The sequence below is a fragment of the uncultured Maricaulis sp. genome, assembly GCF_947259345.1.
GTDB lineage: Bacteria > Pseudomonadota > Alphaproteobacteria > Caulobacterales > Maricaulaceae > Maricaulis.
Genome location: NZ_CAMYLS010000007.1, coordinates 172,880 through 189,519, shown reverse-complemented (window position 1 = coordinate 189,519; position 16,640 = coordinate 172,880). Strand labels below are relative to the sequence as shown.

Sequence of the window (16,640 nt, the reverse complement as noted above, 5' to 3'; positions counted from 1 at the left end):
GCCTGGCCGCCCGCAGCCCCGCCGCATGCCGCAACCGCGTCGCATGGCCGAGCGCACGGCCCTGCCCGCCGCAATCTCCGCAACCGTACCTGTCACGCGGGCGCCGTCGGACGCGGTTCGTCTCTCGGATGATTTCTTCGAGGGCGGTTTGGTCGGCGGCGTTGGCCGTGCGCCAACGATCCAGTACGGCTATCGCGGCATGATCGTGATTGACGCTTCCGGACGCGCAGGCGTGATCTCACCGGGTCAATTGTCGACCGGACCTGTTGTCAGCATGGAGGCGCGAGCTGTCTTGCGGACGCGTCTGGTGGGCCCGTAAGCACATTCCCGCGGATCAGACGTCGGCGATTTCCGACACGATCGCCGCTGCGGCCGCCCGAGGATTCGGAGCGGCGTTGATCGGTCGCCCAACCACGAGATGACTGGCGCCATCCGCCAGGGCGCTGGCGGGTGTCGCGACGCGCTTCTGGTCGCCGATATCGGCGCCGGCCGGACGGATGCCCGGCGTGACAATCAGCAGGTCATCGCCGAAGCGTTCGCGGATCTCTTTCGCCTCATGGGCGCTGGCCACAACGCCATCCACGCCAGCCTCCAGGGATTGCTCGACGCGGCGCAGGACCAGGTCGCGAGCCCCATAGGCATAGCCCATCTCGGCGAGCATGGCGTCGTCATAACACGTCATCACGGTCACGCCGAGGAGCTTGAGGTCCGTGCCTTCCCGGCCGGCGACGGCGGCTCGCATAACCGCCGGTTCGGCGTGTATGGTCAGGAGGTCGGCGCCGCCGGTCGTGATCGAGCGGGTCGCCTTCTCCACCGTGGCGGGGATGTCGTGAAGCTTGAAGTCGAGGAAGACCTGCTTGTCGGTCGCCTTGATCTTCCGGCACAGCTCCATCCCGCCCAAGGGGAAGAGCTGGAGCCCGATCTTGTAGTAGCTGGCGGTCTCGCCGATGGACTCGACAAGAGACCAGGCGGCGTCGGTCGTCGGCAGGTCGAGCGCGACGATAAGGCGGGGATCAGCATGTGACATGCCGCGCTTTTAAGCCGTGTCGTCGACCAGAATCAAGCGCAGACCCAATCCGCCAAAGGCGGTGGCTGAGAGTCCGTTGAGCGCGCGCCGCGCGGTGCGCGACCCGGCCAGCCAGGTCTGGGCCTGTCCCGCAGCCAGGGCGACGATGATCAGGACTGCGGTGCCGATGGAAAAGAAGATCCCGCCCAGCGCCAGCATTTGCAGCCAGACCGGCGACAGTTCCGCATTGGTAAACTGGGGCAGGAAGGCGAGGAAGAAGAGCCCGATCTTCGGATTGAGAAGATTGGTCACGAGGCCGCGCCGAAAGGCGCGCCAGCTGCTGCGTGCGCCCTTCGCGTCAAGCGGGGTATCAAGATGACGCAGCGTTCGCCAGGCCAGATAGAGCAGATAGCCGGCTCCGGCATACCGCACAACGGTCAGGGCATGTTCGGCGGTGGCTAGCAGCGCGGCCAGCCCAGCGGCGGCCAGCACGGTCCAGATCGCGCCGCCCGTAATGATACCGGCCGCGGCCGCCAGGCCGGCGCCTCGACCACGCGAGGCCGCTGTGGCGAGCGTGAACGCCATATCGGGACCGGGCGCCAGGGCGAGAGCGGTCGCACCAAGGAGAAAAACCGGAAACAGGTCAGGATCAAGCATGGGGAAACTCGTGAGGATCGGGACGTCTTGCCGCAGAATGCCCCGCCAGCTGGCTTTGTCCATGCTCAATGGTCTCTGGGGATGGTGACTTGTAATTAGTCACATGCCGAATTATTGCTGAGACATGAGGATCCGACCCGATGAGTGATGTGTTCAAGGCGCTGGCCCACCCGGTGCGGCGGGATGTGCTTCGTGCCCTTCGGGACGGACCGCAATCGGCGGGCGAGCTGGCCGGGCGCTACCCGGTGTCCAAGCCAACCATGTCAGGCCATTTCGCCAGCCTCAAGGCGGCGGGCCTGATTATCGCCGAGCGGCACGGCACCACGATCGTCTACCGCCTCAATGCCAGCGTCGCCGACGAGGCCCTTGGATGGTTGATGGATCTGGTGGGCAAGCGACAGGGCGACAGCCCCGAGCAGGAGGAGGAATAGGTATGCGAGCGGCACTTCTCAGATCAATCATCTTCATCCTGCCAGCCCTGGCGTTTGCGGGCGCAGGTTGGTTCGGCACGGATGCCGAGGCCCGGATACCGGTTCATTGGGGCATTGACGGTCAGCCCGATCGCTGGGGCGGTCGCCTCGAGGCCTATTTCCTTGTGCCGGCCATCATGGTCGCGATCAGCCTGGTTTTCGCCATCCTGCCTCAGAGCGACCCGCGTGGTCGCAATCTGGCCCGCTCCCGTGTCGTCCTGAATACCGCGTGGGAAGGGACGCTTGCGCTTCTACTCGTTATTGAAGCGGCCATGGTGGCACTCGGCCTGGGCTGGATTGATGCCGGCAATACCGAATGGATGCCGACCGTGATTCTGGCGGCCATCGGCGGGCTCTTCACCTTGCTGGGCAATGTCATGGGCAAGGCTCGCCCCAACTGGTTTGTCGGCATCCGGACACCCTGGACGCTGTCGTCGGACCTGGCCTGGGACAAGACCCACCGGCTGGCTGGTCGCTTGATGGTTGTTGCAGGCCTGGCCCTGTTGATCGGTGTCTGGTTCATTCCGCCGAATCTTCAGATTGGACTCGTCCTGATCGCCGGTTTCACACCGGCCGTGATCGGGACCGCGTATTCTTACTGGGTCTGGCGCAATGATCCTGCCCGTGACACCGCGACCCCGGATGATGTCGGGCCCGACGATGCCGAATCCCCGGGCGATTAGCCCCGGGTGACACCGGCAAAAATGTGGAAGGGGAAGGCTTCGACCAGGCGTTTGGAGACTTCAATCCCGCGCACCGGATTGCCCTGGCGGTCAAGCCGCGGACTCCACAAGCTGAAACCGCCCACGCCAGGCACCACGATCATCAGTCCGCCTGACACGCCGGACTTGGCCGGCAGGCCAACCGAGAAGGCGTACTCGCCGGAATAATCATACATCCCGCAGGTCAGCATGAGGGAGAGCGTGTTGCGCACGATGCGGCTGTCGATCACCCGGTGGCCGGTGGTCGGGCAGACTCCGCCATTGGCAAGCGTGCCCGCAATAACGGCCAGATGACGGCAATCCATGCGAATGGCGCAGGCCCGGAAATACAGGTCCAGCGCCTCGTCCGGAGCGGATTCCTCAGGAAAGGCGTCGTGTTCGTCCATCAGCTTTACCAGGGAGAGATTGCGGCGTGCGGTGGCGCGCTCGCTTTCATAGACGGCCTGGTCGATCTCGGTTCCGGCGCCGCCGGCGGCTGAACTGACGAAGCGTTCCAGCAATTCAGAGCGTTCGGCCACGGGCAGATGGGGTCGGATCATCGAGGCGCACATGATGGCGCCGGAATTGATCATCGGATTGTGTGGCCGGCCATCCGGGTCCAGCGCCAGCTCGTTGAAGCGGCGCCCTGACGGTTCGCGTCCGACGTGACGATGTACCTGATTTTCCCCATTCAGCGCCAAAGCGAAGGCGTAGAGAAGGGGCTTGATCACGGATTGCTGGCAAAATGGGGTAACGGCATCGCCGATCGCCATTTGTTGACCGTCAATCGTGCACGCAGCCATGCCAAAGGCATCGGGATCCTGTTTGGCCAGTTCGGGAATATAGTCAGCAAGGTGACCGCTCGTCGCGTCCCGCGCATAAGCGAAGATATTGGCCAGGCGGCTGGAAAATTGGCCAAAGTGCGAGATCGCCAGCTGATTTTCGAGGGCCTTGCGGATCAGGGTCAGTGCGTCACCGGTCAGCTCGCTTGTCAGCGCGTTGGCGTCCAGCGAACCCGCGTCCAACGTCATCAGGCCGGCGAGACGTGGTACATCAACCGGGTCCAGACCCGCCATCGTCAAGCGGTGAATCAGGCCTGCCAGATCAGCACATCCCTCTGACTGCGCCGCCTGACACACCGCACTGGCCAGTTTCAGTCGGGCATCGCGATCCGCCGCGTCCTGCTCAAAGCGGGCCGGACGGGCGACAAAGCGCGCGAAAGGGTCGTTTCCAGAGGCCGTCATGGGGCCAGAATGGTCACGTTTGGCAATCTGTCCACCACCAAGACGCGCCATGATCGTGCCGATACTGCCGCGAAACACTTGCCTGTGAGCAAGAGCAGCGCTACGCGCATGGGCAAATCGAGAAGGAATTTGCCCATGTCGTCGAAAAAGCCCGTCAAAAAGGTCGTTCTTGCCTATTCCGGTGGTCTCGACACTTCGGTCATTCTCAAATGGCTGCAGGATGCCTATGACGCCGAAGTTGTGACCTTCACGGCCGATCTCGGCCAGGGTGAGGAATTGGATCCGGCCCGCCAGAAAGCCGAAGCGGCGGGCGTTTCGGAAATCTTCATCGAGGATCTGCGCGAGGAATTCGTGCGCGATTTTGTCTATCCGATGGTGCGCGCGAATGCGGTCTATGAAGGCCTCTACCTTCTCGGGACCTCGATTGCCCGGCCGCTGATCTCCAAACGTCTTGTCGAGATCGCCCATGCGACCGGCGCCGACGCTGTCGCGCATGGTGCCACCGGCAAGGGCAATGACCAGGTTCGTTTCGAGCTCGGCGTGTACGCTCTCGACCCGGATTTGCGCGTGATCGCGCCGTGGCGCGAATGGGACCTCAATTCGCGCACCAAGTTGATCAGCTATGCCGAAGAGCACGGGATCCAGGTGGCCAAGGACAAGCGCGGCGAGGCGCCCTTCTCGGTCGACGCCAATCTCTGGCACACCTCGTCCGAAGGCAAGTTGCTGGAAGACCCGGCCGAAGAAGCCGACGAGATCGTCTATCAGCGCACGGACCGGCCGGAAGACGCGCCGGACCAGCCTGAATATGTCACAATCCGCTTCGAGGCCGGGGATGCGGTGGCGCTCAACGGGGCCGAAATGAGCCCTGCCACCCTCCTGACAAAGCTGAACGAGATGGGCCGCGTCCACGGGATTGGCCGCCTCGATCTCGTCGAGAACCGCTTCGTCGGCATGAAGTCACGCGGCATCTATGAAACGCCCGGCGGGACCATCCTCATGGCGGCCCATCGCGGGATCGAACAGATCACTCTCGACCGTGGCGCTGCGCATCTCAAGGACGAGCTCATGCCGCGCTATGCGAAGCTCCTCTATGAAGGCTTCTGGTTCTCACCCGAGCGCGAAATGCTCCAGGCGGCGATCGACCACTCGCAAAAACATGTGAGCGGCGACGTTCGGGTCAAGCTCTACAAGGGATCCGCCAATGTTGTCGGCCGGGCATCGGAGCATTCGCTTTACTCGCTCGAGCACGTCACTTTCGAAGAAGATGTCGTGTATGATCAGAAGGATGCCGAGGGCTTCATCCGCCTCAATGCATTGCGTCTCCAGCTGCTGGCGCGCCGCAAGCGCCGTCTCGGCCAAAACGACTGATCAGCCGCGAATCAGGCTCCGACCCGCGATGAATGAAAAATTCATTTTGCCGGGCGGGTCTTTACTAATCCCTTTCCAGGCCGGACGGTTTTTCGCCCCGGTCGTCCGAGGGTTAATTTTGTGTTCACAGGTCAGGCCTAGCTTGCCGGCCATGAGGGCGTCGCACGGGGGGTGAGAGGGACATGAACTCCATCCTGCTGACAGTGCTGCTGGATATTGCATTCGCTGCGGCCCCGGTCGTGGCGGTGGTGTACATGTATCGCCATTCCGACATGCTGCGCGCGGCAGACGCCCTTCGCCCGGTCGCTGTCCTGACAGTCGGGCTGCTGATCTGGGCGGCCTATCATTTCCTCGACGCTGTCGTGCTGCTTTTCGGGCCCTTCTTCGTGGAAAACGCGCAGCTGCCGGCGATCACCGATTTCATCCAGAACACATTGCGCTGGTTCACGGACGCCGTCGCGACCATCTTCCTCGCGATCGGCTTCATCTGGTTGTTCAGCCGCCTGATCGACATCCTCCGGGGATTGCAATCCTCTCACAGCGCGCTGGCGCACGAGATCGATGCCCGCAGCGAGCGCGAGGCCGAACTCAAGGCGCGGGCGAAATCGGAGCGAGCGCAAAGCCAATCTCGCTCTGAATTCATACTCGGGCTCAGCCATGAATTGCGAACGCCGCTCAATGGCATTCTCGGCCTGTCTGGCCTGCTCTCGAATACGGAACTCGACGTTTCGCAACGCAAGCTTCTCGTGACGATTGAGCGTTCCGCACAAGCCATGCTGGCACGGGTCTCCGATGTGCTGGATCTTGCGCGCCTGGAGAACGACAAGGTGCAATTGCGGAGCGTCGCGTTCAGGCCGGATGAACTCGCCCAAACCGTGGTCGGTCTTTTCGAGCCGCTGGCGGCTGAGAAAGGCCTGGAACTTGGCCTTGAGGTGGGTGACGGTGCCGAGCTGTCTGTATTGGGTGACCCGGGCCGCGTGCGGCAGATTCTCAACAATCTCCTGTCGAACGCGCTCAAATTCACGCCAGCGGGCTCGATAATTCTGGTCGTTGACCAGACCACTGACAAGGGTGACAAGCGCTGGATCCAGTTTCAGGTCCGCGATACCGGCGTCGGTATGGACGATGAAGTGCTCGAGCGCGTGACCGGCCGAACCGGCTCGGGTGCGGGGGGGGATTCCGGGCTTGGCCTGTCGATTTGCCGTCGTCTTTCCCGCTTGATGGATGGCGATCTGACCATTCAGTCTGTGCCGGGCGAAGGGACGACGGTAACGGCGCGCATCCGAGTCCAGGATGAACCTGACCCGGTCGACTAGTGCCTTACCGTCTCGTCATTTCGTCAGACCAGCGAGCCGCGCTAGTGTGATCGCGGGGAGGTATTCACCATGAAATCGATCTTTATTGCCGCGGGTGTGCTGGTGGGGCTGTCGGCGTGCAGCCCATCCGCCCAATCGGGTGCACATCCGGAATTGCTGGCCTTGGTACCCGATGCGGACCGGGCCGAAATTGCAGCAGCTGATCAACATGTTCTGGTTGTTCGCCACGCGTTGAAAATATCGCCCGATTGCAACGGTATGGATTGCCCGTTGAGCGCAGATGGCGAGCGGATGGTCGAACGCCTGGCCGAGCTGGTTGGCAGCACGCCTTTCGACCGTGCCTATTCGAGCGCCGCTTGCCGGACTCGCCTGACGGCGGCTGCGAGCGGTACAGCGGTGATAGCGCATCAGGCAGTTGATGGTTACGCCGTTGGATGCACCGAGAGCGAAACCGTGACGCGCGTTCGGGCCGATGCCTATGCCGAAGTCGATGCCGGGGATGCTGTCTGGACACTCGTCGGGGAGCATTCCAATACGTCCTGTCTGTGGATGTCGGCCTATGCGGGTGCAGATGCGGCCCAGAATGCCGGTTGCGATTCAGAGGGCCGTCTGCCGGAGGATGCGTATGGTGACATATATTGGCTCTATCGGACCGGTGAGGATTGGTCGCTGACGGTTCTGCCCGGCGCTTTCTCGCTTGACGACTGATCCGGTGCGCCTGCTTTTCGTCTGTACGGGAAATATCTGTCGTTCTCCGACGGCCGACGCGATTGCGCGCCAGCGCGTGATCAAGGCTGGCTTGGACTGGCAGATTGATAGCGCCGGTACGGGTGGCTGGCATGTCGGTGAAACGCCGGATGCGCGGGCGGTCGAGGCGGGCGCGGCGCGCGGCTATGACCTGTCCGTGCTGAGCGCGCGTGAGATTTGTCCGGATGATTTCGCGCGTTTTGATCACATCATTGCCATGGACCGGAGCCATTTGCGTTTCTTGCGCCGGGTGCCCGGTGCCGGGCGCGGCGGCCGTATCAGCCTGATGATGGAATGGGCGGGTGAGCCCGGTGCCGATGTCCCGGACCCCTATTACGGAAACGCAGACGGGTTTGAGGGCGTCCTGGACATGATCGAGCGAGGCGTGGACGGCCTTGTCGCGGCTGTCGGCAAGGATCAGAGCAGCGGATAGTCGGCTTCTGGCTCGTAGATATTGTTGGCCCCGCGTGAGAGCCAGCTCGAAAAGACTGTGAAATGCGTTACCTGCCACGGCTCGGTGGCAAAGCCGCCCGTGCGTTCGGCAAAACGGGTCAGCTTCTCGATCGGCGTACCCTGGAGGTAGGCCAGCGTCATATGGGGATGGAAATTGCGGTGTTCCGGTTCCAGGCCGGCGCGTCGCGCCGCCCGCTCGCATTTCGCATTGAGCTGGAGCAATTCCTCGCTGGGGCGGACACCCAGCCAGAGGGCGCGCGGGTCGAGCTTGCCGAACCAGCCCGAACCCAGCAGGGCCAGTTCGAACGGAGCCATGGTGATACGGGCCAGTTCTGCATCGAGGTCCTCGGCGCGGCGCTCATCCATTTCGCCGAAGAAGCGCAGCGTGATGTGGAAATTCTCCGGCGGGCGCCAGCGCGCGCCGGGGACGCCCTTCTGCAGGCGCTGAATCTCAGCGTGAAGGCTTTCAGGCACGGGCAGGGCGGCAAAAAGGCGAAGCGTCATGGCTCAATCCGCTGGCAGGCCATCCAACTAGAGCGATTTTCCCGGTCGACGCAATCGGCCGAGGCGGGGCGGGATTCCGGCCTTTCCAGTCCCCCCTTGCGCTGATGACGGAAACTTGCCTTCCGCCTCGGGGAACATGATATAGTATGCACAAAGCGCCTGTGATGGCGCGCGTAGCCAAGAGAGACGTCCTCAATGAACGATTTTTCCCGCACTTATTCTGGCGCCGGTTCGCTGGACATGTCGGTGGATGCCGGCCTGCGCAAATTCATGCTCGGCGTCTACAACAAGATGGGCCTGGGCCTGCTGCTTTCCGCCGCAATTGCATACTCGGTCGGGACTTTCCCGCCGCTGACCAATCTCGTCTTCGGTACGCCGCTTCTCTTTGTGGTTCAGTGGGGCCCGCTCGCCCTGCTCTTCGGCTCGATGTTCTTCATGCGCAATCCGTCGCCGATCGGCAGCGCCCTCCTCTATTGGGCGATTGTCGTCCTGATTGGCGCGAGCCTGAGCTTCTGGGTGGTGCTCGCGAGCAGCGGTCAAACGGTCCAGCGCATCGGCGGCGGCGGCTTATCCGTTGATTTTGGAACCATTGCGCAAGCCTTCGTCATCACGGCCGGCGCCTTCATGGCGCTCTCCGTGTTCGGCTATACGACGAAGCGCAATCTCATGCCGATGCAGAATTTCCTGTTCATGGCTGTGTTTGGCGCCATCGCGCTGGGCATCCTGAACATGCTTTTCTTCCAGTCGGGCATGCTTGAATTGCTGCTCCAGTTTGCTGTCCTGCTGCTGATGGCAGGCGTGGTCGCCTGGCAGACCCAGGCGCTGAAGGTGACGTATTACCAGATCGCCGGCGATCAGCGTTCGATGGCCGTGATGACGAATATGGGGGCGCTGAACCTCTACATCGCCTTCGTGAACATGTTCCAGATCATCCTGTCCCTGCTGGGCAGCCGCGAATAGCGTGGATCTGACAGACTGAAACGGAAAACCCCGGGGCCTGCGCTCCGGGGTTTTTCTTTGCCGCGACCAATGCCGTCTCACTCGATGACCTGGAATTTCTTCTTTTCGAAGACTTTCATGACCTGGGTCAGATCATGGCCGCGCTTGAGGATCTGGCCGGTCATGGCGACCACCTTGTACTGGCCCTGGCGATTGGCATCCGCGGGTGTCTTCACCACCGTAAACATCGGCACTTCACTGGCACGGCGGAAGATCGAAAACACGGCCTCAGTCCGCAGACCGTCAATGGCGTAGTCCTTCCACTCCCCCTGCGCGACGAAACGTCCGTAGACCCGCAGGATCGCGTCCAGCTCGCGCCGGTTCCACATGACCGGTTCGGGCTTGCGCTTCGCGGAGGGGGATAAAGATTGCACGCCGAATTCTCCCACCGGTTGAATCACTCTGTCCAGCTTACAAACATTTCACGCAGCGCCGCAAAGTCGCCACATTCTCGGCGCGTTCCGGCCATACGGCCCGACCACCGTCTCACTCGTCGGCCGGTCGCAATAACCGCCTCCCAGCCTGGTTTTAGACAGCCCCCCCAGCCCCCCGGGTCAAGAGGCTGCGGTCCGGTCGACACCCACAATTCCTCTCATGAAATGCACAGCTTGCCTTGGCTCTGGCCAAGCGCGTCGCGTCGCGCTAACGCTAGTGCGGTCAGATCATGAGCCCTGCGAACCATGCTGGTTGCCGATCAACTCATCAAGGATTTCGGGTCCTTCCGTGCGGTCGATGGTGTGAGCTTCACACTGGAGCGCGGCGAAGTACTCGGCTTTCTCGGCCCCAACGGGGCGGGGAAGACGACCAGTATGCGCATGCTGGCCGGCGGCCTCGAGCCCGATGGCGGGACGGCTTCGATTGCCGGCTATGACTGCATGACCCAGCGCCTGGAGGCGCAGTCGCGCCTGGGATATCTGCCGGAAGGTGCGCCGGCCTATCCGGCCATGACGCCGCGCGGCTTTGTCAGATTTGGTCTGCGCGCACGTGGATTTTCCGGCGATGCTTTGATGCGCGCGTCGGGTCTTGCACTGGAGCGTGCGGCTCTGGGCGAGATGGCCGATCAGCCGATCGGTACGCTCTCCAAGGGCTATAAGCGCCGCGCCGCGCTGGCGGCGGCGATCGCCCATGATCCGGCCGTCCTCATCCTCGATGAACCCACTGATGGCCTCGATCCAAACCAGAAGGACGGGGTACGACAGCTGATCCGCGACATGGCGCCGGAAAAGGCGATCATCATCTCCACCCACATTCTGGATGAAGTGCCCGCCGTCTGCTCGCGCGCCATCGTGATCGACAAGGGGCGCGTCCTGTTCGACGGGACGCCGCATGATCTGGCGGCCACGGGGGCGGACGCGACGGTGGAGTCCGCTTTCCGGGCGCTGACGCAAGGCGCAAGCGATGTGGGGGCGGCAGCGTGATTCACTCCCTCCATGCGGTCTATCGGCGCGAATTATTGGCCTATTTCCAGACCCCGCTGGCCTATGTCTTTCTGGCGGTCTTTGCCTTCTGTGCTCCAGCCTTTGCCTTTCATGTCGGTCGGTTCTTCGACACCAATCGTGCCGACCTGGCGCCAATGTTTGACTATCTGCCATGGCTCTTTGTGGTGCTGATGCCGGCCCTCGCAATGCGCGCCTGGGCCGAGGAGCGTGATCGCGGTACGCTGGAATTCCTGATGGCTTTGCCGATTCCACTCTGGGCGGCGACCGGCGGCAAATTCCTCGCCGCCTGGACTGTCGCCGGTATTGCCCTGGCGCTCACCTCCCCGATGTGGATTGCGGTCAATTATCTCGGTGCCCCGGACAATGCGGCGATCGCGACCGGTTATCTGGGTGCCTGGCTAATGGCAGGCAGCTATCTGGCTGTCGGCCAGGCCTTGTCGGCGACCACGTCGAACCAGGTGGTGGCCTTCGTGCTGGGCACGGGCGCGGCCTTTCTCCTGACCATGGCTGGCCTGCCCTTTGTGCTCTCGGCGCTCGGTGAGAATGCGCCGGCCCTGCTGTCCGAGTTCGTGGCTCGCCTGAGCGCCCTCGAGCATTATGACGCCTTCCGCTACGGCGTGATTGGTCTGTCCGATCTGATCTATTTTACAGGGCTCATCCTTGTCTCCCTCACTATTGCCGGCGTGCTGATTGCCGAGCGGCGCGGAGGTGGGCGATGAAGCGCACTGTTTTCCTGCCGCTCATGCTGCTTAGCCTGATCATTGTTTTCCTGGGGGGCAATGAGCTGGCGGGTCGATGGTTTGGCAGTGCCCGGCTCGACCTGACTCAGGACGGGCTCTATCGCCTGTCCAACGGTTCGATCGCGGTCATGAATCGTCTCGAAGAGCCGGTCGAATGGCGCTTCTATTATTCCCGCGCCCAAGCCGCGCAATATCCGGCGGTCCGCGCCTATGCGACGCGCGTGCGTGAATTCCTCAAGGCCTATTCGGATCAGTCCGGCGGCCGCATCCGCGTGACCGAGATCGATCCGGAGCCCTTCTCTCCCGACGAGGATGAGGCACTGGCTGCCGGGCTGTCACCCATGCCGACTGATGGCGGAGATAATCTTTTCTTCGGTCTCGTCGCCCGCAATTCTGTCGACGAACAGGCCGTCATCCCACTTTTCCGGGAAGAGGCGGAAGCCCGACTTGAGTACGATCTCACCCGCCTCATCGTCGATATAGAACGGCCCGCCCGCCCGAGGCTGGCCGTGCTCACCAGCCTGCCGCTCAGCCCGGACGATGGCGCTCCGAACGCCTTCATTGCCGAGCTGAATGCGGCCTATGACCTGATCTGGCTGGACCGCGATTTTGCAACAATTCCGGAGGCCAGCGCCCTGCTTGTCCTGCACCCGGGCGCCCTGAGCGAGGAACAGCTCTACCTTGTCGACCAGTTCGCCCTGAGCTATGGCCGCGTCCTCGCCTTCCTCGACCCACTGGCCCACATGGCGCTGCGTCCGGGCCCAGACGGCCTGCCGCCGATCAATGCCCGCCGCGCCTCCGATCTTGGACCGCTCCTGGCACGCTGGGGCATCGGGTATGACCGAGAAACGGTCAGCATGGACCGACAGCTTGGACTGCCGGTGGAAATCGTCGAATCCGATGGCCGCACTCGCCGCCGGGCCTACCCGCTTTGGTTCTCATTGGGCGCCGGGCAGATCAGCCAGACCGATCTGGCCACCGCGACGCTCGACCTTGGACTGAACTTTGGCTCGCCGGGAGCGCTGAGCATCAACCCGCTGCCGGATATCCAGGTGACACCGCTGCTCTCGACATCGCCGGAAGGTGCGCTGCTGGACGCGGATATTGCCGCGGGCGCACCAGGTCCGGACGCATTGCTGCGGAACTATGAGCCAGCAGGCGAACCACCGGTTCTCGCTGCGCGTGTGACCGGTATGATCGAGACCGCGTTTCCATCCGGCCCGCCGGCCGGTGAAATTGCTTTGGATCCGGACACTCACCGCGACATCTCTGCCGGTCCGGTGGATATCGCCATTGTCGCTGACGCCGACTGGCTCGACGACAGTTACTATGTCCGCAATGATCCAGGCACAGGACGTAGTTTTGTTGCCGACAACCTGACCCTTGCGCTCAATCTCATCGATATGGCGGCGGGTGATCCGGCGCTTGTTTCCTTGCGCTCGCGGGCGCCGTCCCTGCGACCGATGAGCCGGGTCGAACGGCTGAGAGCCGAGGCGGAAACGCGCTATGTCGAAACCCAGGACCGGCTTGAAGCGGAAATTGCCGAGGCACAGGACCGGTTGAGCGCGCTCCTGACCAGCGGCCAGGCCTCGGCACTTCTGGCCGACTCGCAAGCCGGTGACCGCGAAGAAGCCATGCGGTTGCGCGAACAAATCCTGCAGGGTCGTGAGGCCTTGCGCGGAATCGAACGTGATTTTCGTCGCGATATCGATTCCCTGAATGCGGACCTCCAATTCTGGACGATCGGCTTTCCGCCCGCGCTGGTCATCCTGGTCGGGATTGCGGGGACGGTCGTCCGCCGTCGGAGGCGACGCGGATGAGCCTGACCTCTGACAAGCGCCGCCGTTCCCAATTGCTGGTCGCCGCCGGTGCCGCGCTCCTGCTTGGAGGCGCCGCCTTCGTGACGGCCTATCAGCAAGCCCGCGAGACCTGGCGCCCGGCAGTCAGCGGTCCGGTTTTACCCGGTTGGTCGGATGCGGTCGCCAGCGCCCGGGAAATCGTTATTACCGGCGCCGAAAGCTTTGTGCTGGAACAGTCAGATGGTGTCTGGACCATGCCCAGCCGGGATGGCTATCCGGTTCGCCCGGAGCGCCTTGCCGAACTGGACGCCTATCTTGCGGCCCTCGTTTTCGAGGGCGCCCGCACGGCCAATCCTGACCGGCTAGGCCGCCTCGGACTGGCTGATCCCGGCGGCGAGAATGGTGCGACACGCATTAGCGTGCGAGATGCGGATGGTAGCGTCCTGGCGGATATTTATCTCGGTGAAACGCGGGGTGAGCGGGTTTATGTGCGCGAACCCGGGCGAAGCCGCGCCTTCGCCGCCCGCCTTGGCGATGGCGCGGTGGCACGGCCCGATCTGCTGCCAGCGGACGCCTGGCTGGCTCTCGATTTCCTGTCCCTCGGCACGAATGACATTGCCAGGGCGGATATCCAACCGGAGACCGGACCGGCCTATCGCCTGGAGCGGGCATCGACGGCGTCACGCAATTACGCCCTGCGGCGCCCGGCTGGTTGGCAACCCATCACCGCTGCTGCTGGAAATGGACCGGCGACATCGCTAGGCCGGGTGCGCTTTCGCGATGTCCGGCGCGCCGACCGTCTGGGCGGAGAGTTTGTTGCGCATCACACGGCCGAAACATTCACGGGACTGCGTGTGCGGATCGACGTCAAGGCGCTGGGGGAGACGCGCTGGGCTCTCATTACGGCGTCGGCCATCACCGACGACGCGGCCGATGAGGCAGCGGCGATCAATGCGCTCACCAATGGCTGGGCCTATCTGATGTCGGATCTGACGATTGATCGCCTGATCCGACCGCTCGACCGCATCGCGGACACGCGTGAGGAAAACCAGGATGCGCCTTAACCAGATCACGCTGCCCGTCAGCGACCTTCCACAATCCAGAGCCTTCTACGAGCGCCTCGGATTCCGGCTTTTGGTTGATAGTCCGCACTATTGTCGTTTCCTCGCCCCTGATGGCGACACGACCTTCTCAATTCATGTCGAAAGCCCGGTCCGAACCGGAGCGGTCATTTATCTCGAGTCCGCCGATATGGACGCTGATTATCACCACCTGAAGGCGGCCGGTTTCGTCTTCGAGACCGAGCCTCGCGATGAAAGCTGGCTTTGGCGTGAAGCGATCTTGCGGGACCCTGATGGTCACCGGATCAAGCTCTATCATGCCGGAGAGAACCGCATCGATCCGCCCTGGCGCGTCAAGCCGGACAGAGTCTGACCGAATTTGATGGATGTTTGGCATTCCAGCTTCTGACGGCTCTGGCTAGTTTGGCTGCGGTTGGGATCGGAGAAAAACATGCCCCGTCTGAAGCATATCGGTTTCGTCCTGTTCGATGATCTCACCCAGCTGGACTTCACCGGTCCCCTCCAGGTGCTCAATCGCATACCCGGTATCAAAACCCACCTTGTCGCGGGTCGGGCGGGCCCGGTCCGGACGGATTGCGGCCCCTTTATTCTCGCTGATACCAGCTTTGCTGACTGCCCCCAGCTCGATCTAATCTGTGTTCCCGGTGGATGGGGTGTGGATGCGGCGATGGAGGATGCCGCGACGCTAGACTTCTTGCGTCAGCAGGCCCTCGGAGCCCAATTCATCACCTCCGTCTGCACGGGTGCCTTTATCCTTGGGGCTGCCGGCTTGCTTGAGGGGCGCCAGGCTACCACGCATTGGCGCTATCATGCGGCCCTGTCGCGTTTCGGGGCCGAGCCGGTCAAGGCGCGTGTCGTACGCGACGGGAATCTGTTCACCGGTGGCGGTGTCACGGCCGGTATTGATTTCGCGTTGACGATCTTGCGTGAGCTTTATGGCGAAGCGCTGGCCCAAGCTGTCCAGCTGGGCCTGGAATACGATCCCGCCCCGCCGGTTGATGCCGGGTCACCGGACAAGGCGCCCGGCCCGGTTCGCGATGCTGTCGAGGCGCGGTTCGCGCCGCGCTGGGACGCCTTCCTGGAAGTCGTGGATCGCGTCACGGTCAAGGTCGACGCCTGATCCGTTAATCTGCCGTTGGCGGCATGTCGACGGCGGGTTCGCCAACGCGCATCAATCGGTCTGCGGCCGCACGCGCGAAGCGCAAAGTCAGAGCCTTGCGTCGGGCTGGTGCCAGTGTGAGCGCCGGACTTTCCCGGACAATTGCACCACCAAATCCGTCCGCAATGATCAGGCCCGCATCTTCGGGGATAACGCCATGGGGGAAGCGCTCTGACACGGCGAAATAGAGCCGGTCGCAATAGCCGGCATAATTCGTCCACTTGCTGTCAGCGCGGAAATCGGCAATGCCCGACTTGATCTCGATGATGGTGATTTCGCCCTTCCGGCCGAGCGCGGCGAGATCGGCGCGCCGGCCGTCGGGCAGGATGAATTCCGGGATGGCGCTATAGCCCATATGCCAGAGCAAGCGTGCCGCGCCTCGCATCAGGGCCTGGGCGTCATCGATAAGCGGGTTGGCGGTAGAGGCGACATCATCTCGGGACATGACGAGAGTTTGTACCTGATTTGTTCGATCGACAAGGGCGTGCTGATGACAGTCCTGTTCAAGCGGCGTGGGCTCGATCAGATTGACGCTGGAAACCGGGGACGTGTGCCATGACAGCCGAGACGATTGCGCCATCGCTGGAGGATTTCGAGCGGATCGCCGCAAGCGCATTCGACTCGCTGCCGGATGCGATGCGGGACCTTTGCGGATCAGTGGAGATTTTCGTCGCTGACTTTGCGGATGCCGAGACCCTCGCGGCGGTCGGATTGACCGACCCGTTTGAGCTGACCGGTGTCTATATCGGCGTGGATCTGTCCCAGAAGTCGGTGTCCGACCCGTCACCGGAGCCGGACCGGGTTGTGCTCTACCGCCGCCCTATCCTCGATGAATGGGCCGATCACGGCAGCATCACGCTGGGCGAGCTGATCGCCCACGTATTGGTGCACGAGATCGGTCATCATTTCGGGCTGTCAGATGAGGACATGCACCGGATCGAGGATTCGGACTGAGG

21 protein-coding genes are annotated in these 16,640 nt (G+C 62.7%); 15 read left to right on the top strand and 6 right to left on the bottom strand.

Annotation, left to right across the window (positions count from 1 at the left end):
- Positions 1-319, top strand: a 319-nt coding sequence (locus Q0X62_RS04600; RefSeq protein ID WP_297732213.1) for a hypothetical protein, incomplete at its 5' end; no start/stop codon positions are given.
- Between the two features lie 15 nt (positions 320-334).
- Here the strand turns inward: Q0X62_RS04600 and pyrF are convergent.
- Together pyrF and Q0X62_RS04590 are read right to left on the bottom strand one after the other, a co-directional pair.
- Positions 335-1,027 carry an orotidine-5'-phosphate decarboxylase gene (pyrF, locus tag Q0X62_RS04595; RefSeq protein WP_297732211.1) on the bottom strand — a complete coding sequence of 231 codons (693 nt, stop codon included), beginning with the start codon at positions 1,025-1,027 and terminating at the stop codon, positions 335-337.
- A gap of 9 nt (positions 1,028-1,036) precedes the next feature.
- Positions 1,037-1,663: a LysE family translocator gene (locus Q0X62_RS04590; RefSeq protein WP_297732209.1), complete on the bottom strand. Its 627-nt coding sequence runs from the start codon at positions 1,661-1,663 to the stop codon at positions 1,037-1,039.
- A 140-nt stretch (positions 1,664-1,803) separates the two neighbouring features.
- On the opposite strand from Q0X62_RS04590, the gene Q0X62_RS04585 reads away from it, so the two are divergent.
- Both Q0X62_RS04585 and Q0X62_RS04580 read left to right on the top strand, forming a co-directional pair.
- The gene (locus Q0X62_RS04585) at positions 1,804-2,094 is read left to right on the top strand and encodes a metalloregulator ArsR/SmtB family transcription factor (protein ID WP_297732207.1); all 291 of its coding nucleotides are present in this window, start codon (positions 1,804-1,806) and stop codon (positions 2,092-2,094) included.
- Between the two features lie 2 nt (positions 2,095-2,096).
- Positions 2,097-2,816, top strand: coding sequence for an SdpI family protein (locus tag Q0X62_RS04580; protein WP_297732205.1), 720 nt, complete (start codon positions 2,097-2,099; stop codon positions 2,814-2,816).
- Here Q0X62_RS04580 and glsA read toward each other — a convergent pair.
- Positions 2,813-4,078, bottom strand: a complete 1,266-nt coding sequence (gene glsA, locus Q0X62_RS04575; protein WP_297732203.1) for a glutaminase A — start codon at positions 4,076-4,078, stop codon at positions 2,813-2,815. The genes Q0X62_RS04580 and glsA overlap by 4 nt on opposite strands.
- 135 nt (positions 4,079-4,213) lie before the next feature.
- Between glsA and Q0X62_RS04570 the strand changes: the two genes are divergently transcribed.
- The 4 genes from Q0X62_RS04570 to Q0X62_RS04555 all read left to right on the top strand — a co-directional run bounded on the left by Q0X62_RS04570 (position 4,214) and on the right by Q0X62_RS04555 (position 7,942).
- Entirely contained in the window at positions 4,214-5,446 is a 1,233-nt protein-coding gene (locus Q0X62_RS04570) for an argininosuccinate synthase (RefSeq protein ID WP_297732201.1), read from the top strand.
- Between the two features lie 182 nt (positions 5,447-5,628).
- Entirely contained in the window at positions 5,629-6,762 is a 1,134-nt protein-coding gene (locus Q0X62_RS04565) for a HAMP domain-containing sensor histidine kinase (protein ID WP_297732199.1), read from the top strand.
- A gap of 69 nt (positions 6,763-6,831) precedes the next feature.
- Positions 6,832-7,470 carry a histidine phosphatase family protein gene (locus tag Q0X62_RS04560; RefSeq protein WP_297732197.1) on the top strand — a complete coding sequence of 213 codons (639 nt, stop codon included), beginning with the start codon at positions 6,832-6,834 and terminating at the stop codon, positions 7,468-7,470.
- Positions 7,460-7,942 (top strand): low molecular weight protein-tyrosine-phosphatase, encoded by a 483-nt coding sequence (locus tag Q0X62_RS04555; RefSeq protein ID WP_297732195.1) that lies wholly within the window; start codon positions 7,460-7,462, stop codon positions 7,940-7,942. Before Q0X62_RS04560 ends, Q0X62_RS04555 begins: the two co-directional genes overlap by 11 nt.
- Here the strand turns inward: Q0X62_RS04555 and thpR are convergent.
- Entirely contained in the window at positions 7,927-8,466 is a 540-nt protein-coding gene (thpR, locus tag Q0X62_RS04550; protein ID WP_297732193.1) for an RNA 2',3'-cyclic phosphodiesterase, read from the bottom strand. The two genes, Q0X62_RS04555 and thpR, sit on opposite strands and share 16 nt — an antisense overlap.
- 195 nt (positions 8,467-8,661) lie before the next feature.
- On the opposite strand from thpR, the gene Q0X62_RS04545 reads away from it, so the two are divergent.
- Positions 8,662-9,426: a Bax inhibitor-1/YccA family protein gene (locus Q0X62_RS04545; RefSeq protein WP_297732191.1), complete on the top strand. Its 765-nt coding sequence runs from the start codon at positions 8,662-8,664 to the stop codon at positions 9,424-9,426.
- 77 nt (positions 9,427-9,503) lie between these two features.
- On the opposite strand, the gene Q0X62_RS04540 is transcribed toward Q0X62_RS04545, so the two are convergent.
- A complete protein-coding gene (locus Q0X62_RS04540) occupies positions 9,504-9,839 on the bottom strand; it encodes a DUF2794 domain-containing protein (RefSeq protein WP_297732188.1) in 336 nt (111 codons plus the stop codon).
- 306 nt (positions 9,840-10,145) lie between these two features.
- Here Q0X62_RS04540 and Q0X62_RS04535 point away from each other — a divergent pair, with 306 nt between their 5' ends.
- The 6 genes from Q0X62_RS04535 to Q0X62_RS04510 all read left to right on the top strand — a co-directional run bounded on the left by Q0X62_RS04535 (position 10,146) and on the right by Q0X62_RS04510 (position 15,645).
- Positions 10,146-10,883 carry an ABC transporter ATP-binding protein gene (locus tag Q0X62_RS04535; protein ID WP_297732187.1) on the top strand — a complete coding sequence of 246 codons (738 nt, stop codon included), beginning with the start codon at positions 10,146-10,148 and terminating at the stop codon, positions 10,881-10,883.
- Positions 10,880-11,623, top strand: coding sequence for an ABC transporter permease (locus tag Q0X62_RS04530; RefSeq protein ID WP_297732184.1), 744 nt, complete (start codon positions 10,880-10,882; stop codon positions 11,621-11,623). Before Q0X62_RS04535 ends, Q0X62_RS04530 begins: the two co-directional genes overlap by 4 nt.
- Entirely contained in the window at positions 11,620-13,464 is a 1,845-nt protein-coding gene (locus Q0X62_RS04525; RefSeq protein WP_297732182.1) for a Gldg family protein, read from the top strand. The genes Q0X62_RS04530 and Q0X62_RS04525 overlap by 4 nt, the downstream gene beginning before the upstream one ends.
- Positions 13,461-14,507, top strand: coding sequence for a DUF4340 domain-containing protein (locus tag Q0X62_RS04520; protein ID WP_297732179.1), 1,047 nt, complete (start codon positions 13,461-13,463; stop codon positions 14,505-14,507). The genes Q0X62_RS04525 and Q0X62_RS04520 overlap by 4 nt, the downstream gene beginning before the upstream one ends.
- Positions 14,497-14,877: a VOC family protein gene (locus Q0X62_RS04515; protein WP_297732176.1), complete on the top strand. Its 381-nt coding sequence runs from the start codon at positions 14,497-14,499 to the stop codon at positions 14,875-14,877. Before Q0X62_RS04520 ends, Q0X62_RS04515 begins: the two co-directional genes overlap by 11 nt.
- 78 nt (positions 14,878-14,955) lie before the next feature.
- Positions 14,956-15,645, top strand: coding sequence for a DJ-1/PfpI family protein (locus tag Q0X62_RS04510; RefSeq protein ID WP_297732174.1), 690 nt, complete (start codon positions 14,956-14,958; stop codon positions 15,643-15,645).
- Positions 15,646-15,649: 4 nt separating this feature from the next.
- Here Q0X62_RS04510 and Q0X62_RS04505 read toward each other — a convergent pair whose 3' ends face one another.
- Positions 15,650-16,129: an MmcB family DNA repair protein gene (locus Q0X62_RS04505; protein WP_297732171.1), complete on the bottom strand. Its 480-nt coding sequence runs from the start codon at positions 16,127-16,129 to the stop codon at positions 15,650-15,652.
- A gap of 110 nt (positions 16,130-16,239) precedes the next feature.
- Here Q0X62_RS04505 and Q0X62_RS04500 point away from each other — a divergent pair, with 110 nt between their 5' ends.
- On the top strand, positions 16,240-16,638 hold the full coding sequence (locus Q0X62_RS04500; protein WP_297732169.1) for a metallopeptidase family protein: 399 nt from the start codon (positions 16,240-16,242) through the stop codon (positions 16,636-16,638).
- Positions 16,639-16,640: the final 2 nt, after the last annotated feature.